This is a genomic window from Streptomyces sp. Q2, from assembly GCF_056820935.1.
This window is the reverse complement of the sequence record NZ_JBXEJE010000061.1, coordinates 13,431-30,149: the sequence shown is the minus strand read 5'-3', so window position 1 is coordinate 30,149 and position 16,719 is coordinate 13,431. Positions and strand designations below refer to the sequence as shown.

The 16,719-nt window shown below is 68.3% G+C and carries 14 protein-coding genes and 1 pseudogene; 5 read left to right on the top strand and 10 right to left on the bottom strand.

The features are described from left to right. Positions 1–97: 97 nt before the first annotated feature. Positions 98–634, bottom strand: a complete 537-nt coding sequence (locus ACWBNA_RS42990; RefSeq protein WP_482710075.1) for a GNAT family N-acetyltransferase — start codon at positions 632–634, stop codon at positions 98–100. A gap of 369 nt (positions 635–1,003) precedes the next feature. Between ACWBNA_RS42990 and ACWBNA_RS42985 the strand changes: the two genes are divergently transcribed. Continuing rightward, entirely contained in the window at positions 1,004–2,461 is a 1,458-nt protein-coding gene (locus ACWBNA_RS42985) for a DUF1996 domain-containing protein (RefSeq protein WP_482710047.1), read from the top strand. 70 nt (positions 2,462–2,531) lie between these two features. Here ACWBNA_RS42985 and ACWBNA_RS42980 read toward each other — a convergent pair whose 3' ends face one another. The 4 genes from ACWBNA_RS42980 to ACWBNA_RS42965 all read right to left on the bottom strand — a co-directional run bounded on the left by ACWBNA_RS42980 (position 2,532) and on the right by ACWBNA_RS42965 (position 5,762). Further along, entirely contained in the window at positions 2,532–3,506 is a 975-nt protein-coding gene (locus ACWBNA_RS42980; protein ID WP_482710046.1) for an NmrA family NAD(P)-binding protein, read from the bottom strand. Positions 3,507–3,578: 72 nt separating this feature from the next. Next, positions 3,579–4,631, bottom strand: coding sequence for an alpha/beta fold hydrolase (locus ACWBNA_RS42975; protein ID WP_482710045.1), 1,053 nt, complete (start codon positions 4,629–4,631; stop codon positions 3,579–3,581). Positions 4,632–4,640: 9 nt separating this feature from the next. Beyond that, positions 4,641–5,342 (bottom strand): SDR family oxidoreductase, encoded by a 702-nt coding sequence (locus tag ACWBNA_RS42970; protein ID WP_482710044.1) that lies wholly within the window; start codon positions 5,340–5,342, stop codon positions 4,641–4,643. Positions 5,343–5,573: 231 nt separating this feature from the next. Then, complete coding sequence (locus ACWBNA_RS42965; protein ID WP_482710043.1) at positions 5,574–5,762, bottom strand: hypothetical protein; 189 nt, start codon at positions 5,760–5,762, stop codon at positions 5,574–5,576. A 396-nt stretch (positions 5,763–6,158) separates the two neighbouring features. Here ACWBNA_RS42965 and ACWBNA_RS42960 point away from each other — a divergent pair. Further along, positions 6,159–6,331, top strand: a pseudogene (locus ACWBNA_RS42960) (TetR family transcriptional regulator); the annotation flags it as partial. Between the two features lie 115 nt (positions 6,332–6,446). Here ACWBNA_RS42960 and ACWBNA_RS42955 read toward each other — a convergent pair. The 3 genes from ACWBNA_RS42955 to ACWBNA_RS42945 form a co-directional block, all read right to left on the bottom strand. Then, the gene (locus tag ACWBNA_RS42955) at positions 6,447–7,016 is read right to left on the bottom strand and encodes a TetR/AcrR family transcriptional regulator (RefSeq protein WP_482710042.1); all 570 of its coding nucleotides are present in this window, start codon (positions 7,014–7,016) and stop codon (positions 6,447–6,449) included. A gap of 226 nt (positions 7,017–7,242) precedes the next feature. Beyond that, positions 7,243–8,541, bottom strand: a complete 1,299-nt coding sequence (locus ACWBNA_RS42950) for an SNG1 family protein (protein ID WP_482710041.1) — start codon at positions 8,539–8,541, stop codon at positions 7,243–7,245. 467 nt (positions 8,542–9,008) lie between these two features. Continuing rightward, complete coding sequence (locus tag ACWBNA_RS42945; protein WP_482710040.1) at positions 9,009–9,137, bottom strand: SDR family NAD(P)-dependent oxidoreductase; 129 nt, start codon at positions 9,135–9,137, stop codon at positions 9,009–9,011. A gap of 72 nt (positions 9,138–9,209) precedes the next feature. Here ACWBNA_RS42945 and ACWBNA_RS42940 point away from each other — a divergent pair, with 72 nt between their 5' ends. From ACWBNA_RS42940 to ACWBNA_RS42930, 3 genes are all read left to right on the top strand, one after another. Beyond that, positions 9,210–9,824 (top strand): TetR/AcrR family transcriptional regulator, encoded by a 615-nt coding sequence (locus tag ACWBNA_RS42940; protein WP_482710038.1) that lies wholly within the window; start codon positions 9,210–9,212, stop codon positions 9,822–9,824. 40 nt (positions 9,825–9,864) lie between these two features. After that, positions 9,865–10,632, top strand: a complete 768-nt coding sequence (locus tag ACWBNA_RS42935; RefSeq protein WP_482710037.1) for a maleylpyruvate isomerase family mycothiol-dependent enzyme — start codon at positions 9,865–9,867, stop codon at positions 10,630–10,632. Positions 10,633–10,948: 316 nt separating this feature from the next. Beyond that, complete coding sequence (locus tag ACWBNA_RS42930; RefSeq protein ID WP_482710036.1) at positions 10,949–11,782, top strand: PIG-L family deacetylase; 834 nt, start codon at positions 10,949–10,951, stop codon at positions 11,780–11,782. A 380-nt stretch (positions 11,783–12,162) separates the two neighbouring features. On the opposite strand, the gene ACWBNA_RS42925 is transcribed toward ACWBNA_RS42930, so the two are convergent. Together ACWBNA_RS42925 and ACWBNA_RS42920 are read right to left on the bottom strand one after the other, a co-directional pair. Next, entirely contained in the window at positions 12,163–14,613 is a 2,451-nt protein-coding gene (locus ACWBNA_RS42925) for a SpoIIE family protein phosphatase (RefSeq protein WP_482710035.1), read from the bottom strand. Between the two features lie 60 nt (positions 14,614–14,673). Beyond that, complete coding sequence (locus ACWBNA_RS42920) at positions 14,674–16,716, bottom strand: SpoIIE family protein phosphatase (protein WP_482710034.1); 2,043 nt, start codon at positions 16,714–16,716, stop codon at positions 14,674–14,676. Positions 16,717–16,719: the final 3 nt, after the last annotated feature.

Genomic DNA, 16,719 nt, shown 5'->3' with positions numbered 1-16,719 from the left:
ACGGACGAGCAATGGGCGGTGCCGGCACCGCTGTTGCCGACGGGCGAGAAGCCCGGCCGCCCGCTGACGTGGGCTGCTACCGTCCTCGTTGCCGGCATCAACGCGTGGTTGTGACGTACTGGTCCGACGACAACTCGAACACCCGTACTCGCCGACCACAGGTGGGACTGACGGTCTCACGGACCGGACGCATCCCCAGCTTGGTCATGATCCGTTCGGAGGCGTCGTTGCCCACTTGAGTGATGCTGACGATCCGCTCCAGCCCTCGCTCCTCGAACCCGAACCGTACAGCGGCCGCAGCGGCCTCGGTGGCCAAGCCCTGCCCCCAGTGGGAACGTCCCAGCCGCCAGCCGACCTCAACCGCCGGCAGTACCTCCGGCAAGAAGTTGGGCACCGAAAGGCCGGTGAACCCGCCCAGCTCGCCAGTGGACCGGATCTCCACGGCGAACAGGCCGAAGCCCTGTGACTCCCACTCGCTCTCCCATGCCTGGACCCCGTCGCGAGTCTGCTGTTCGTCACGGACGCTGCCGTCACGGATCCACCGCATGACCTCGGGGTCGGCATTGATGGCAGCCATGGGCGCAACGTCTTCCTCGCGCCAGCGACGCAGGATCAAGCGGGGAGTCTCAAGCATGACCATCCCATCATTCTGGATTACGCGTGGGCTCTCCGTCATCCTCACCAGGCGCTTTCCATACACGCCTTGGCAGCCGTGGAAGTGGCGCACCCCATGCGTGCGGTGGCAGGTGGCCGGCCCCCGGTCGGAATGTCTCCCGTCTTGGTGCGCTGGAAGGTGACACCGCGCGGGCGAGCATCACGACCACCACGACCACCACGGGAAGCCGACCCGGCCCGGATTAGGCACTCATGCACCGTTTGATGCATGGAGGAACATACGAAACTGAGAATTCGCTGAGCATTCGGCGCTCACATTCGTATGTGAGGACGCGCTTCACCCATGCCGGAAGTCCTGCCGGCTCCGGAGATGTTCTTGAGAGGCCTGATGAGACGCAACACGCGGAAAAGATCGAAGACTGCCCGCCGGGCGGTAGGCACGGCGGCCGCACTGGCCATAGGGGCCGGTGGACTGGTGGCGGTCAACATCTACGCCTCGGCCGACGAACCCGGCGCGTCGAAGGGCTCTGCCCAGAACCAGGTGCTCGCGGCCGGCACCTCCACCATTGACTGCCCGGACGTCGGTCAGCAGTTGACATCCGTGCCCGCCCAGGCGAAGGCGCAGGTCGACAGGGAGCTGGCACTCCTCGACAAGCAGATTTCCGAGGCATACCAGCGCCTTTCCACCTCCCAGAAGGCGATTCAGCAGGACCCCAACTTCGCCCAGAACGCGATCGTGGGTCCGCTGAAGGACAAGCGGAAGGCGACGATCGATCGGATCGCCATCGCCATCGGCCGTGTGGCAGCCAAGCCGCAGGGCCTTGACGCTTTGGCGGCCTGCACGCTGCGTGCCACCGGCAACCAGCCCACCGCCGGTCAGGGAGGCAACAACAACCAGGGTGGCAACAACACCAATGCCGGAGCGACCGGCAACGGCCCCGTCGCCGCGGACTTCGTGGACATCACCAAGGTGAAGTCCAATGTGCGCACGCCGGCCAAGTCGGCGAACGCTTCCAAGGGTGTCTTCGTCAGCAAGTGCGGGGTGAACGCCAACAAGCTGTACAACAGCGACAACGTCATCGTCGCGCCCGGTGTCACCAACGGCGCACACCACGTGCACGATTACGTCGGCAACCAGGACAACGACGCCTTCTCGAGCGACCAGGACTTCGCCAAGGCCGGGACCAGCTGCCAGAACAAGGGCGACAAGTCGTCCTACTACTGGCCGGTGCTGCGCCTGCAGGACGGCACCAAGGAGTTCGACGCCGCCAAGCAGGGCGGCGGCGCCGAGGGCAACACGGGCCGGATCCTGACGGCCAAGAAGGCCACTTTGGACTTCGTGGGCAGCCCCCGCGGCAAGGTGGTGGCGATGCCCAAGTTCCTGCGCATCATCACCGGTGACGCCAAGGCGTTCGTCAACGGCACGGCAAACGCCAACGCCTCCTGGAGCTGCACCGGCTTCGAGAACAAGGTGCAGTTGAAGGACAAGTACCCCCTCTGCCCGTCAGGCAGCGACGTGGTGCGCACCTTCAAGTTCCAGAGCTGCTGGGACGGCAGGAACATCGACAGCGCCAACCACCGTACGCACGTGGCCTTCGCTGACGCCAACGGCAACTGCCCGACCGGCTTCAAGGCCATTCCGCAGTTGGTGCAGCGCCTCGTGTACGACGTGGACGCCCCCAGCGTCAAGGACAACGGCAAGGCCCGCCCGTTCTTCTCGCTGGACAGCTTCCCCGAACAGCAGCACAAGCCGGTCACCGACCACGGCGACTTCATCAACGTCTTCGACGCGAAGCTGATGAACAAGGCGGTCCAGTGCATCAACACCGGACGTAAGTGCAGCTGAGTCCGAGTACCGAGCGGTGGGCTTCATCTGACGACGCCCACCGCCGTCAGATGAAGCCCTGCTCGGCGACTCAGGCAGCCGCCAGCTTCCGGATGCGCGGGTGATTCTCCAGTGCCCATCGCACGGTCTTCGGGGGGCGTCCGAGCAGGGTTTCCAGTTGGTCGGTGGTGCCGCGGTATCCGCCGCCGCCCATCAGCCGGGTCAGGGTCTTCAGGTGTTCCGCGGTGTGCGGGAACGCGGCGAGGGCGGTGTCCACGTAGGTCTCGTTCCAGGTTTCGACGTCTTCGGGAACGTAGGTGACCGGGCGTCCCAGCGCGGCCGCGTAGTCCTCCGCGAACCCGTGCATGTCTTTCCGTTCGGGGCCGTTGAGGTCGTAGGACTTCGAGAGGTGCGGCGCCGGGTCGACAAGGATCTTCACGCACAACTCCGCCACGTCGTGACCCGCGATGGGCGCCAACTGGTGGTGGCCGAAGGGCAGGCGCAGTTCGCCGTTACTCAGCGGCTCCAGCGCCAGCCAGGTCATCAGCGGGTTCTCGACGAACATGGCCGCCCGTATGTTGACGGTCGGGAGGCCGGACCACTCCAGCACCTGTTCGGCGACCCAGTGGGCCCGTTGCTGGGGCGACCACTGCGTGACGAGTCCGCCGAGCCATGCACGCCGTTCTTCCAGCGGCGCGGTCATCTTGTCGAACGTCATGAACGACTGCTCGTACTCGGAGATGTTGACGAAGACCTCGATGTCGCCCTGGGCCCGCGCCGCTGCGGCCATGAGGCTGACGGCGTCGGTGTAGTACGGAGACAGGCTCATGCTGAAGTAGATGCGACGGACGCCCTTCAGCGCGGCGGTCACGTCGGCAATGTTGAGCAGGTCACCGACGAAGACCTCGGCACCTGCCTGGCGCAGTGCGTGGGCGCGTTCGTCGTCCTGACGCACGAACGCGCGCACCGGGTGCCCTTGTTCGAGCAGCATGTCGACCATCGTTCGGCTCACACCACCGATTTCGCCGGCGGCACCGGTGATCAGGATGGGGTTGCGCTCTGGCATCAATGTGTCCTCTGTCTGGTGGTGGGGGGAGTCAGCTGTTGAGCAAAGCCACGAGGCGGATGCCGCGAAGCGTCATCGGGCCGCGGATCCGTCGATGCGGGCGAGGAAGTCGAGGAGTGCGGTGTTGACCTCGGCGGGACGCTCCTGCTGTGTCCAGTGGCCGCATCCCGGCAGCACCACCGGGCCGTGCAGTTGAGGTGCGACAACACTCAGCGGGTTGCCCGATCCGCCCTGTCCCCGGAGGATTTCGCTCAGTGAGCTGCCCCCGTCCGGGGGACGCAATGCGGTGACCATGTCGCGGTCTCCCACCACGTACAGGGCGGGGACGTCGATCCCGAGCCCTTGGAAAGGCGCGAGGAGTTCGTTGTTGCGTTCGATGTTCCGGTACCAGTTGAAGGCTCCGGTGAAGGCATGCTCGCCGTGCAGGGCGAAGTCCTCCGCGTATGCCTGAATGTCCTCCTCCGTCAGCCATTCCGGGAGAACGGGCGACTCCGGCATGGTGTCCAGGAGGCCCAGACCGTCGGGTATGACCAACGGGCGAGGCTCTTTACCGAGCGGGTTGTCGCCGGAGGCCCCGACCAGCAGACGGCGCAGGGAGCTGGGGATGTCCTTGGCGAACTCCGCGTCGGCGACCCCCGGCTGCTGGAAATAGACCTGGTAGAAGCCCTCGCCGTACTGGGTCCGGGTGATGGAGGGCGGGATCAACCCGCCGGGCAGAATGGGCGGAATGCTGAGCCCGGCCACCGCGCGCACCTTGTCGGGGCGCAGCATCGCCGCGGTCCAGGCAACGGGTGCACCCCAGTCGTGACCCACGACGACCGCCTGCTCCTCCCCCAGTTCCTCGATCAGGCCGATCACGTCGCCGACGAGGTGGAGCAGGGTGTACGACGCCACGTCCGGCGGCTGCTCGCTGCGCGCGTACCCGCGCTGGTCAGGGGCAACGACCCGGTATCCGGCCGCCGCCAGCGCCCCGAACTGGTGACGCCAGGAGTACCAGCTCTCCGGCCAGCCGTGCAGCAGCAGAACCAGCGGACCCTGGCCCTGTTCGGCGATGTGCAGCCGGACTCCGTTCACGTCGACGTAGCGGTGGGTCAGCGAACTTTCCACAAGTCTCCTTATCTGCATGAGTGCGTGCTACTTCTTCAGCTGGGCGTACATGGCTTCCAGGTCGGCGGACAGCTGGGACTTGACCCAGCGGGTGGTGTCGTCGGCCAGCACCTCGTGCGCCCCTGCCTCGATACCGTCGAGCGCGGCCACGGCGATGTCGCGGGGGTCGGCTTTGGGTGCGTCGACGCCCGAGGTCATGTCGGTGTCCACGTAGGCCATGTGGAGCCCGGTCACCCCGATGCCCCGCGGCTGCAATTCCAGGCGCAGGGAGTTGGTCTGTGACCACAGGGCCGCCTTGGAGGCGCTGTAGGGCGTGCCGTCGGCCAGCCAGGACAGGGCGGAGTGGGCGTTGAGGATGTGGCCCCCGCCGTTGCGCTCGATGATCGGCGCGATGGCCCGGGTGACCAGCAGCGGCCCGTAGAAGTTGGTCTCCAGGTCCCGGCGCACCTCGTCCATCGGGGAGCTGAGGTACGAGGCGCGTACGGAGGCGCCGGCGTTGTTGATCAGGATGGTGACGTCCTGGGCCTGCTGGGCTGCGGCTGCCACGGATGCCGGGTCGGTGGCCTCGAGCGCCAGCGGAACGGCCTCGGGGTGTGTCACCGAGCGCGGGTCACGGGCCGTGGCGTAGACCTTGCCTGCGCCGCGCGCGTACAGCTCCTCGACCAGCACCCTTCCGATACCTCGGCTGCCTCCGGTGACGAGCACGTTGGCGCCCTTGATCGCGGTCATGATTACCTCCATGAGATGAAACCGATCGGTTTCATCACCGTAAACCGATCGGTTTCGTCATGCAAGTCGGGTGAGCGGCGGAGGACGACGGCGCGCGGTGTCGAGGTGGAGTCGGGCGAAGCTCACTCTTCGAGAGCCGGCCTCGTATCCATCGGCGGAGTCCGTACTCGCCGGCACCGGCCCGTGAACCGGCCAGCCCGCTGACAGTGATCGACGTGGCCTGACCGGACCTCAGGCGGAGTTCAGCGGAGTGACGTGAAGAGTGGCGCGCCATACGGCGGCGGTGTCGCCGGCGAGCCCGGCCCGCGCTGTGCGGGCCGGCCTGATGTCGGCGGCCCAGGGCGGCCGGCTGTCGGCGGCGCAAGGACGCTCACGTACCGCGAGCGTGTGGGCGAGGCGCACGGCGGCAGGGAGGACCATTGCGACGGTCCCAACAACCGTTGCAGCGACGCGGCCTCGCCACGAGGCTCAGCCCGTGGGGGCCGGCGGGCGGTGCGAGTGCGGACGGGCCACGCCCGGACCGGCCGGCCCGGCGCATGGCGGTGAAGTTGTCGAGCGTGCCCTGGCTGAAGATGTCGTACCAGCCGCCGAGTTGGAAGGTGGGCAGGTCGACCTCGTCGTGCCGGCCCGCGACGCGGCAGGACGACGCCCACTCGGGCTCCCGCCGAGAACGCTGTCGTGACGCGCGGCAACCCAGGGAGCCGTCTCGTGATGGTCGGTATCGCGTGGTGTCGCAACAAGGGCGCTGCGGGCCTGCGCCCCGCCGGGCTCCTTGTCGGCTGACGCCGGCCGACCGGCGCCTGCCGCCATGACGGCATGGCCAGGATTCGTCGGCAAGAGAGGCGCGAGAGCGTCGTCCGCGCTGCGATCGCCGAGTTCGCACTCAAGGCTGATGCGGCGCCTCCACCGAGGCGATCGCCGAACGCGTCGGCGTCACGCAGGCCTACCTCTGGCGGCAATTCCCGGACAAAGAGGCGATCTTTGTCGCGCTTTGGTGCGGAGCATCAGGGGCGTGAGACCGCCGTGGCACGGCTCCGGCTACCGGAGACGGGCATCAACCCGAAAGAGCGCTTCGGCCTTCGAGCCTGCTCGAAGACGGGGGCGTCAGCGCATGTCTGCCGCATCGAGCAGGGTGGCCACGGTGGGCGCGATGAGCCCGGTCAGGTTGTCGGCCTGGATTCCCGCGCGGGCGCTGGCGCCGTCGAACACCAGGATGAGTTGCCGGGCCAGCAGGTCGGGGTCGCTCGCACCACCCTGTTCGGCCTCGGAACGGAAGAAGGCCGTCAGGTTCGCCTTGATCCGGTGAGCCACCCGGCTCGCAGGGTGGCTCTGATCCTTGAGCTCGATCTGCACGGCCAGGTACCGGCAGCCTCGGAACTCGGCCTCACCCGCCTGCGCCTCCACCCGCTCGAAGACGTGCAGGATCCGCTCGCGGGGTGAGCGGCCATCGTCCGCCGGGGGCAGGAGGCTCGCCACGAAGGCGGCGGCACGCTCCTTCAGGCTCGCCGCCAGCAGTTCGTCCTTGCTCTCGAACAGCTGGTACATGGAGCGCTTCGACACTCCCGCCGCCTTGCACAGCGCCTCGACACCGATGCCGACGCCGTCTCGGTAGGTGAGTGTGGCCGCTGCCTCCAGCAGCCGCTCTCTGGGACTTGGCTTCACAGTGGTGGTCATACCGCGAGGTTAACTCGAATCGGACAAAAAAGAAACCGATCGGTTTTCAGGGGTGCCGGAGGGATGTCCGGTGCCATGCGGATGCCTGAAGGCCGCTCAGAGGCTCGGCAACGATCTGAGGAAGAGGCCGTCGCCCAGCCGTGACGGTGTGCGCGCCTCTCTTCCCGCGGGCGACACGCCGACACCGGCGGCACTCCGGGTGATGACGCCGTCCTGGTGAGCCGCGCTACGCCGGGGCAGCGGTCTTCTCGGGCTCCGTCTCGGCGGGGATGCGGTGCAGCCCCTTGCGGTCGTACCAGCTGGTCATGCCGAACCCGAAGAGGGCGGCTGCCGCGAGACCGACGGCCATCATGACCCACCCCCGGGTCAGGCCGGCGTCGGCCTGGGCGTCGTAGTAGAGGATCGAGCGGATGCCGCCGGTGATCTGGCGCAGCGGCTCGAACTCCGCGAGGAAGCGGTAAAAGCCGGGCAGCGCCTGAAGGGGGGTGGTGGCGCCCGCCGTCGGCACCGCCATCCCGATGAAGACCAGCGTGACCACCAGCATGCCGGGCGTGCCGAACACGGCGAGGAGGGTGAGCGCGCCGATCCCGGAGACCGCGATGGCGCACACCGAGTACAGCCACAGCAGGGGCAGATGGGAGGCGTCCATCCCCATGATGCCGACCGCGCCCGCCATGACCAGGGTCCCCATCAGCAGGGACAAACCGGCCATGAGGGTGCTGCTGATGGCGAGGGTCTGCACCCGCGTCGCCCGGATCAGCGGGCGGTGCAGGCGCAGCGGGCCCATGTCGTTGTGGGTGTAGCCGAGAGCGTGGTCCACCTGGCCGCTGATGACGTTGGCGGAGAGCATGCCGCAGACCACCAGGACGAGTGCGTAGTAGAACGCCGTCAGGCCCAGGCCGCTGTGCGAGTCGAGCGGATGGCCGTCCTGGACCTTGACGGCGGCCGGGTCGGCGAGCAGGACGCGTGCCGCGGCGGGCAGCTTCGCCTGCCCGGTCCCGTTCTGGGCCGTCAGCTCCTTGCCCAGGCGGAGCGAGGCGCTCTCGGCCGCCTGGGTCGTCGCCGTCCGGGCCAGGCTGGAGCCCACGCTGCCGGCGGACTGGTTGGTCAGCACCGTCAGTGTCGGGCGGGTGGGGGTCGCGCTGGTCGCGGCGCCGGTCAGTGCGGTGGTGGCGGAGGTGAAGTCGGCGGGGACGACGAGCGCGCCGTACAACTTGCCCTTGCCGAGCTCCTCCTTCATCTCCTTCTCGTCCATCACCTTCCAGTCGATCTTGTCCCCGCTCGCCGTGGACTTGGTGATCGACTCGGTGATCTGCCTCCCCAGGTCGACCCGCTTGCCTCCGACGGCGGCCCCCTTGTCGGCGTCGACCAGGCCGACGGGCAGCTTCTTCATGTGGTCGACGGGATCGATGTTGGCACCGACGTAGAACACGGTGAAGAGCAGCGCGAGGACGCCCGTGATGACGCCATTGGCGATCCACAGAGGCTTGGCGCGCAGGACGCGGAAGGGGTGAATCCCACTCATGACTTACTCCGGTCTCGGACAACTCGCTCATATCCGAAGGAGGCCGGACAGCTTCGTTGCGGGCCGGCGCCCCTCGGAACGTTCAATCGCGGCACGCACGGGCGCCGACACGGAACCGGAGGTGCGGATTCAGCATCCTGCAGGGACTCCGACTGATGAAACCGGTCGGTTTCAGTCTCATGGTAAACCGATCAGTTTTCAAATTCCAAGCCGAAGCGCCGGCCCACGTCCCAGCAGCGCAGGAGGCCGCATGCCGACGCCGCCCCGGTCGTCGGGTCGCGTCGAGCCTCGGGCGGCCCGCTTCAGGTACCACAGGCACCGGGGTCCGTCGCGCCGAAGAGGACGATTTCACAGCGGGGCCCGCCGCCGCGCCCGGCAAGGCGCGGGCGCCAAGGGCCAGCGCACCCCGCCGAACAGCGCACAGTTCCCGGCACAGGGCGGCGCTCGCCATCGACCGAGCCGGGTCGTTAGGGGCCGCGGACGACGAGTACGAGATCCGCGCCGCGACGGGCCAGCTGGCGCGCGAAATCCGCGCCGAGCCCGGAGCTCGCTCCGGTGACGATGACGGCCTGGCGGCGATAGTCGATTTTGCTCATGCCTGCACTCTGCGCATGTTTGTGCACTGGATGCAATCTATTTCATGTCATGAAGATATGTACCATCGGTGCATGGCTCAGAAACCGGCACCTCTTCGAGAGCAGACCCGCTCGGTGGTTCGCGCGCTTCTCGCCAAAACCGCCCTCGAACTGTTCGCCGCCAAGGGGTACGACGACACGACACTCGACGAGATCGCCGCCGCAGCAGGTGTCTCCAAACGGACCCTGTTCAACTACTTCCGCAGCAAAGAAGACCTCGCTCTCAACGGCCTCTCCGAGCAGGGAGAATTGATCGCCGCGCGGCTCGCGGAGCGGCCGGCCGACGAGGACCCGTGGACGTCGCTGCGTGCGGCGTTCCAGGTGCTCGAGGAGATCGACCTCACCGCCGAGCGCCGACTCGAGATGACCACGCTGCTGTTCGGCAACGAATCCCTGCGCGCCGGACACGCCGAGAAGCAGGCCCGCTGGCAGGACCTGCTCGCACCGCTGATCGAACCGCGACTGCCCGACTCCGACCACCGCGCCCTGCAGGCGCGCGCGATCGCGGCCGCGGCGATCACCTGCCTCCAGGCGGCAACAGAAGAGTGGATGCGCCTGGGCGGACAGGTCGACACCTTCGACCTCTACGACACGGCCGTACAGGCCGTTCGCCGCCCCGCCTCACCACCAGATAAGCCAACGACATGAGCAAGCGCCTGCCCCCCCCCCCCCCGCCGACCTGCACAACATGGCCGCCACCCTGCGCGCCGAACGCGCCGAGATGCTGGACTTCACCAGCAGCCTCACCGACGACGAATGGACCGCGCCCAGCGCCGCTGCCGGATGGCGCATCGCCGACGTCGTCGCCCACATCGGTGCGACGGCGCGCAGCTTCTACACACCCGCCGGGCTGCGTACGAGCTTCGCCGCCAGCCTCGAACAGACGAACGAAAACCCCGTCGATCGACGGCGAAACTGGAGCCGTGCCAAGGTCATGGCCGAGTATCAGCGCGCCGGCCGGCGCGCCACCACGCTCCTCGACGTCGTCAGGCGCACACCCGCCGCCCGAGTACGGGCACAGATGGCCGAACTCGGCCGCCACCCCCTGGGTCTGATGATCGGCGGCGCACTCGTCTTCGACCACCACACCCACCTGCGTCACGACATGGCCCCAGCGCTCGGCCGGCCCGTGCCGTCCACCGACGCGGACCGCATGCGCGCGGTCCTGACGTGGATGATCGCCGTATTGAACCATCAGGTCGCGCAGGCACCGGTCGCCGGGCTCGACGCCCGCGTCGCACTGACGCTCACGGGCCCAGGCGGCGGGACCTGGTGGATCGACGAGGCCGGGGGCCTGGCTCCCTCCGACGGCGCCGTCGCCGCGCACGTCACCGCCCCCGCGCTGACCTTCCCCGACTGGGGCACGCAACGCTCTTCCTGGCGCGACAGCGACGTGACGGTCACCGGCGACACCGAGCTCGCCGCCCGCTTCCTCGACACCGTCAACGTCATCTGACCGGGCAGGGAAGCCCGCCCCCAGGCAGCCGCGATCGCTGGTTCCAGCGTCCGCCATCCGACGATCGACGAGAGCCGGTTCTCGCGCGGTGGCCGAAGACGGTCTGGCCGGACTGCCCCTACCCGATGCGGTCTGTCCGGCCAGGGCCCGTTCTGAAAAGATCAGTTCTGCAATGATCAGTCGAAGACGGCAGCGGGTGAACCCTGGCTGGTCGGGTCCCGGGTGACACCGGACGGACTCGGCGGGCGGCGGACGGTCACGTACCGTCGGCCCGCAGACTGGCACCGATCGCTTTACCGACCAGGGGATGGATTTCATGGCTGACCGGCCTTTGACGTTGATGGCAGTGCACGCCCACCCGGACGACGAGGCTACGGGAACAGGGGGTGTCCTGGGACGTTACGCCGCGGAGGGCATCCGAACGGTGCTCGTCACATGCACCGACGGTAGCTGCGGTGACGGTCCGGGGGGTGCCAAGCCGGGCGACCCCGGGCATGATCCGGCTGCCGTTGCCGAGATGCGTCGAGGCGAGCTCGAAGCGAGCTGTGACGTCCTGGGGGTCGGTCACCTTGAGCTGCTCGGGTACGCCGACTCCGGGATGATGGGCTGGCCGGCCAACACCGCGCCCGGATCGTTCTGGAGTACGCCCGTGGATGAGGCAGCCGCTCGGCTGGCCGAACTGATGCTGCGTTACGAGCCTGATGTCGTCGTGACCTACGACGAGAACGGGTTCTACGGCCACCCCGATCACATCCAGGCGAACCGGATCACGATGGCAGCGTTGTCGCTGACCGGGATGGCGTCGAAGGTGTACTGGACGACGGCGCCGCGCTCGATGATGAAGGAGTTCGAGCAGATCATGCGCGAGTTCGGCGCGGACTGGGAGGAGCCCGATCCCTCCGAGGCCGGAGAGGGTTTCGAAATCGGGCTGCCCGACGAGGAGATCACCACGTGGGTGGACACCACTGAGTACGGCAGCCAGAAGTTCGACGCGCTGGCCGCGCATGCCAGCCAAGGGGAGAACATCTTCTTCCTGCGGATGGGCAAGGAGAGGTTCACGCAGCTCATGGGCGTGGAGACGTTCGTCCGGGTCCACGACACCACCGGCGCGCCCTTGCCCGAGAACGACCTCTTCGCCGGCCTGCGCTGAGCTCCGGTCGGCGGCCGTCCGCCTCGGCCGACGACGACCAGGCGGTGGGGGCTCCGCGAGGCATTCGCGAAGCACCTGCTTGCGGCGCGACGGTCCGCCAGCGCAGTCGCAACTACCAGCTCGTCAGGTTCGAGGCGGACGAGATCGAATACAGCCGGACCGCCCAGCAGGTACGGCAGGCCCCGGAAGAGGACTACGGCCTCCTGCTGCCGATCAACGGGCGGATCGTGCTGCGGCAGAACGACGAGGTGGCGCACCTCACGCCGGGGTCGGCCGCCCTGGTCACCTTCGGCGTTCCCTTCCAGTCGCGCCGGAGGACATCGCCGGGTGCGGAGGAGGAGAGCGGAGGGAAAGCCTACGGTGAGCTGGCGTTGCCCCTCTCACCGCGCCGACGCGGAGGACAACAGTTGCTCGGTCCAGATGGTCTTGCCCTCGCGCGTGTACCGGGTGCCCCACCGCTCGGTGAGCTGGGCCACCAGGAAGAGGCCGCGGCCGCCCTCATCGGTGGTGCGGGCTCTACGGAGGTGCGGGGAGGTACTGCTGGTGTCGGACACTTCGCAGATGAGGTGGTGGTGATCACGGATGAAACGCAGGGTGATCGGCCCGCCACCGTACCGGTAGGCGTTGGTGACCAACTCGCTGACGATCAACTCGGTGGTGAAGGCCATCTCCTCCAGTTCCCACTCGGCCAGTTGGGATGCCGTCAGCGCCCGGGCGCCTGCAGCAGCCGTGGCCTGCACGGGCAGTTCCCACGTGACGACGTTCGCCGCCGCCAGGACGCGGGTACGGGCGATGAGCAGCGCCACGTCGTCGGCGACCTCGTCGGTGGCGCGGTCGCGCAGCAGTGCGCCCTCCACCGCCTCGCATGTCTCCTCCAAGGAGCGGGCGGGTGCGGTCAAGGCCCCGCACAGATCTGCCAGGCTCTCTTCGACATCCCGCTTGCGGGCATGGATGAGGCCGTCGGTGTAGAGGGTCAGCAGGCTGCCTTCGGGCAGCGTCAGCTCGGCCGCCTCGAACGGCAGCCCGCCTAGACCCAGCGGCGGTCCTGCCGGTATGTCAGGCAGGTGGACCTGTCCGGCCGGACTCACCACGGCGGGCGGCGGGTGGCCGGCGCGGGCCAGCGCGCAGTGCCGTGAGACCGGGTCGTAGACGGCGTACAGGCAGGTAGCGCCCACTATTTGGGGGGATTGCTCGCTGGTCGGCTCCTGCTCCTCGGCCAGGCGGTCCACGAGATCGTCGAGGTGAGCGAGGACCTCGTCCGGGGTGAGGTCGAGGTTGGCCAGGGTGTGTACGGCGGTGCGCAGCCGGCCCATGGTTGCCGCCGCGTGGATGCCGTGGCCGACCACGTCGCCGACGACGAGGGCCACGCGGAGCCCCGAAAGCGGGATGACGTCGAACCAGTCACCCCCGACGCCTGACGCGGCGTCGGCCGGCAGGTAGCGGTGGGCGACCTCGACCGCCAGGTGCCTCGGAACCTCGTGCGGCAGCAGGCTGTGCTGCAGGGTGAGCGCCGCTTGGTACTGCTGGGTGTAGCGGCGTGCGTTGTCGATGCAGACGGCGGCCCGAGAGGCGAACTCCTCGGCGACCCTGAGGTCGTCCTCTTCGAACGGATCGAGCTGCCGCCAGCGCCACAGACTGAGCAGGCCGAGCACGAGGCCCCGCGCGACCAGCGGAACCACCATGAGCGAATGGGTGCCCAAGCTGAGGGCGCGCTCGGCCCGCTCCGGGTCCAGGTCGAGCCACGTGGAGGACCTTTGCAGCTGCGCTTGCAGGATGGGTCGCCGCTCGGCCAGGCACCGCGCCTGGACGCTGTCCGGCGGGACGTCGATGGTGTGGCCCACGGGATACATCACGTCGGCGTCGGACGGCAGGGGGCTGCGGACTGCCGTCCTGCGCAGGGTGCCCAGCGTATGCTGCCCGGGTTCCTCGCCGTGGATCACCGGCTCCAGGAGGTCCACGGAGACGCAGTCGGCGAGGTCAGGGGCAGCCACATCGGCCAGTTCACGTGCGGTCCTGGCCACATCGAGCGTGGTCCCGATGCGGGCACCGGCCTCATTGAGGAGGGCGAGCCGACGACGGGCCCGATAGCGATCCGTCACATCCTCGACCGTCTGTGTCACCCCGAGGATCCGCCCAGAGGGGTCCTGTAGACGGAACGCCGAGATCGACACGATCAGTTCACGGCTGGGATCCCTCCTCAGGCGGCAGGGCTGCTCGGTGAAAATCGAGGACTGGCCCGTCTCCAGTACCTCCCGCAGTTGCCTCTCCACCGTGTCGGTGTCCTGCTGGATCAGGAAGTCGCTGGTGCGGAGGCCGCGATGCCGCTCGGGCGGTATCTGACTGAATCGTGATATCGCCCGGTTCACTCGCAGGATGCTCAGATCCGGGGCGTGGACCGACAGACCGATCGGGGAGCGGCGGAACAGCCCCTCCAGGACCGACCGGTCGGTGTTCCACCGGACAACCTCCTCGGCGGGTGCGCCGAGGAGAAACCATTCCCGGGAGGAGTCGCCCTTGATGATCGGCCGGGACCAGCACCCGAACTCCATGCGTCGGCCGTCGCGGTGCCGTACGGGCACGAGCCCGAACCACCCCTGGTCGCGGAGGCATGCCTCCACTGCTTCCATGACCACGTGGTAGTCGCTCGGGTCGACGAGGAAACCGATGGTCGACCGCCCGAGGGCTTCCTCGGACGGGTAGCCCAGCAACGCCTGAGCCCGCTCGCTCCAGCCGACGATCCTGCCCCCGTCGTCCAACACCACTGAGGCAGCGCGCTGCACCGCCAAAGGGTCTTCCTGCCCTTCGCTGAACGTCGTCACCGGTATCTCCATCGCTATCCACCTTCCGCCTCCGGCTGGCGCGGCGCGAGTGGGGCCGTTCGGGGCGGCTGTTCACCGTGTTCCCAGGACCGTTCTGGCGAGAAGCACCGCCACGTCATCCCGGACAGTGGAGGGCAGCACACGGCGCAGGATGTGCCCGCAGATCTCCTCCAGCGGATGGTCGAGATCCCGCAGCGCCTCGGCGAGCTCCCGCATGCCCTGGTCCAGGTCTCTGTCGCGGGCCTCGATGAGGCCGTCGGTGTACAACACCAGCAGTCCGCCGACGGGCAGAGGGACCCACTCGGTCTGGAAGGTCCTTCCGCCCGCCCCCAGCGGCGTACCTGTGGAACCGTCGAGGAACGCGAGCGTTCCCCGGGCGTCGACCATCGCCGGCGGTGGATGTCCGGCCCTGGCGATCAGGCAGCCGCCGGCATCCGGGTCGTGGATCGCGTAGATGCAGGTGGCCATTTCGTTCTCGCCGAGGTCGGCCACGGCGGCATCCAGGGACATGAGCATCTCAGCCGGTGGAATCTCGTGGCGTGCCAGCGTCCGTACCGCTGTGCGTAGTTGTCCCATGACGGCCGCGGCGTGGATTCCGTGCCCCATGACGTCACCGATGACCAGGCCGGTCCTGCCGTGCGGCAGGGTGATGACGTCGAACCAGTCGCCGCCGACCTCGTGGTCGCTGGCGGGGAGGTAGCGCCCGGTGAGTTCAAGGCCGGTCACTTGCGGGAGCGTGCTGTTCGTCAGGCTGCGCTGCAGGGTGAGGGCCGCGGCGCGCTGGCTTGTGTACATGAGGGCGTTGTCGATGTTGAGTGCCGCTCGGGCGACCAGCTCGTCGACGAGGACGCAGTCCTGGTCGTCGAACCTCTCGCGACTGCGGACACGCGTCACCACCACGGCGCCGAGCACCTTGCCCCTGGCGACCAGCGGGACCAGTCGTGCCGAGCCCAGACGGGTACTGAGGTACGCGCGCAGAGGCTCGGCGCTCGGATCGGTGATCAGCGCCGGGATGTCGGCCTGGTAGAGGTTCATCGGACGCCCGTCGGTGATCACCCGCTCGTACACCGATCCGATCGGAACCTGGAACGTCTCGCCCACCTGGAGCAGCGCGGTGGGGGCCGACGGTTCGGGAAACGCGGCCGCCAGCCGACGTACCACGCCGTGGGTGGACCCGGCGGCCTCGTCCGGTTCCAGTACTTCTTCCAGCAGCTGCACGTCGGCCGAGTCAGCCAGCCGGGGCACCAGTACGTGCACCACTTCTTCCGCGGTCTGCCGCAGGTCCAATGTGGTCCCTATACGGGAACCGGCATCCGCCAGCAGGGCGAAGCGCTGCCGCGCCCGGTCGGCCTCGACCTGCGCCTGCTGCCCCTCGGTGATGTCGATCAGGGAAGCGATCAGTCCCAGCCGCTGGCCGGTGCTGCCGACCAGCGGTGCATACGAGCACGACCAGGTCCGGTCGTGATCCGGATCGGCAGGGGTGCGACCGGTGCGGCGGACGTCGACCACCGCCTCACCGCGCTCCAGGACCTGGCTCATCACCTCTTCCAGCATCGCGGCATTGACCCCCGGCGCCACTTCGGCCAGCCGCTTGCCGATGTGCTCGGCCGCGGGGACTCCGTTCATCCGCGCCAGCGCGTCGTTGACCCGCAGAAAACGCAGGTCGGGGCCGAGTGTGGCCAGTCCGATCGGCGACTGGGTGAAAAGGGATTCCAGCACCGTCAGCGAATCCCGCATGGCCCGGACGCCGGACGTCTCCACGGCGATGGTCAAGATGCCCGTTCCGCCCTGCGGGTCCTCGGCGGGACAAATCCACATCTCCATCGGTACGAGGTGCCCGTCGCGGTGCCGCACCGGCAGCGTTTCGAGCACGGCCTGGCCCGCCTGGACTCTCCGCGTCAGACGGTCGGCACGCTCCCGGTCCGGCGCAGGGACCAAAATCCGGAATCCGTTCCGGCCCAGCAGCTGGCCCGGCAGGTAGCCGAGCAGGTCCTGTGCGGCGCGCGACCATTCCACGATGCGCCCTTGCGTATCGGCCCTCCACAGCAGGTCGCGCGGTTGCCCCGCATACCCAACCGTAGGCAGGGGCAGATCCGGCACATCACGTGTGTCCATCAC